Source organism: Acinetobacter sp. GN11 (assembly GCF_054823985.1).
Genome location: NZ_JRVL01000119.1, coordinates 1,884 through 3,605 on the forward strand (window position 1 = coordinate 1,884; position 1,722 = coordinate 3,605).

The following is a 1,722-nucleotide window of genomic DNA, read 5'->3' on the forward strand; positions in this document are numbered from 1 at the left end:
AATGAATTTTAACAATAAAGACTCGTTAAGAAGCTTCATCTAAATTATTGTTTGAAACTTTTGAATTAGTAATTTTTTCAACTGCATTTTCTGCAATTTTACTAGCGCTATTTCCTAATTTAGCTAACCCTGATGTTTCTAGAAGTTCATGACTAGGACTACCATGATTACTAGCCTCAACTAAACGTAAAGGAGCTTCTTCTAAGCGTGTTAATGCTATATTGAATAATCTTGCTTCAAACTCTACATCAATTTTAACCGCTTCTTTTTTATATCCTTCATAGGCTTTAGCAACAGAAGCCTTAAAATCATAATCTTCAGCAAGTTTAAAACGCTGACTAATTTGTTTAGTTGCCAACCAAGCAAACCATAAGGGAGCAACTACACTAGTCATAGATAAAACTATTTGGATTCCAATCACACCCCAGCTCAAAGTTGGAGCACTAAGTGAAGTGGTTAAAATCTGTATACGTTCATGACCAATCCACGCACCTATAGCTAATGCAAATAATAAACCACCAACCCAAAATCTCATGGAATTTTTGAGGTCTTTGGCTCTTTGATCGAAAGCCGCAGCTAACCCTTTTGTTGTAGTTATACGGTAGGCTTCTTCACATTTTTCAACTAGTTGTTGAGCTTGACCATGCAGTTCATTAATAGCTTTTAATTGTGCCTCAGTTGATGTCTTATGTTCATTTACTTTTTTACGATCAAAAGAGCTTTCTTTTTCCAATTCAGATACTTTATGCCTAGCCTCCTTTAGACTTTGCAAATCTGTTGGTAATGACTCCGCTGCTTCTGTTGCATCATTAATAAGAGTTATCTGATCTGACAATATGTTCTTGTTAGGAATCAGATTATCCAACTCTGTTTGAATCCCTCTTAATCGACGTGTAAGTGAGGGTGGTAATGCTTTAGAATCTTGCAAAACTTCCCAGGAAAATAATGGCTGGGTTAATTTTTCAACCCATTGAAGGGTTGATATATATGCAGGTATAGCTTGGTTTCCATGCCCATTAAACATATAGGGAACTGTATTTTGCTGCATTATCTTTAATCGTGTAGGTGTTAGTGCTATTAATTCTTCTAATTTGGAATCAATATGCTTAATTTCTAATTTTTGAATATTCATTGATAGGTTTTTAGGAATATTGGCTAAATCATGTCTGGTTACTGCTGGATGATGCCAACCATAAACTTCTTGTAACGTCCGATCTTCATTTGATGAATTTAAAACAACTTGAGCTAGCTCATCTAAAGCATCGCATAATGTAACTAAATTTTTATCCATATTCTCCCCACTTAATCGTATAAATTTTTTACATTTTTCATGATATAAGAGTTTAATCCGTTACCACTCTTAGCCAATATTTTCATTTTTTCAACATGAATTTGGCCTGCTTTATAATAGCTATACTTATAGATTTTAAAGGTTTTATCAAACTTTACTCTTATATATGTATCACCAATTTCATAAGCGATTACTCCTGAATCACCATCTAAATCTAAATATCTTTCCATTCTTATTCTCAACAAAAACCCCATCATCAAGATAGGGCTTTTTTTAAACAATATCAATAATGTCTAACTAAAGTATCAAGCCATTTGGCCTTCTAAAAATTCTTCCAAAATTTCATTTTGTACGCTTTAACCTACAAACTTTTAGGGGTTTTGCGGATTGGCTATCCCCCTCTTTTTTCCTATGATGAGTTCATACAGGAA

At 33.6% G+C, this 1,722-nt stretch carries 2 protein-coding genes; both read right to left on the reverse strand.

Translation table 11 applies throughout. From position 1 onward, the window contains the following. Window positions 1-25: 25 nt before the first annotated feature. Window positions 26-1,291 carry a hypothetical protein gene (locus tag NL42_RS11710; protein WP_446091602.1) on the reverse strand — a complete coding sequence of 422 codons (1,266 nt, stop codon included), beginning with the start codon at window positions 1,289-1,291 and terminating at the stop codon, window positions 26-28. A gap of 11 nt (window positions 1,292-1,302) precedes the next feature. Further along, window positions 1,303-1,521 (reverse strand): hypothetical protein, encoded by a 219-nt coding sequence (locus tag NL42_RS11715; RefSeq protein WP_209735202.1) that lies wholly within the window; start codon window positions 1,519-1,521, stop codon window positions 1,303-1,305. Window positions 1,522-1,722: the final 201 nt, after the last annotated feature.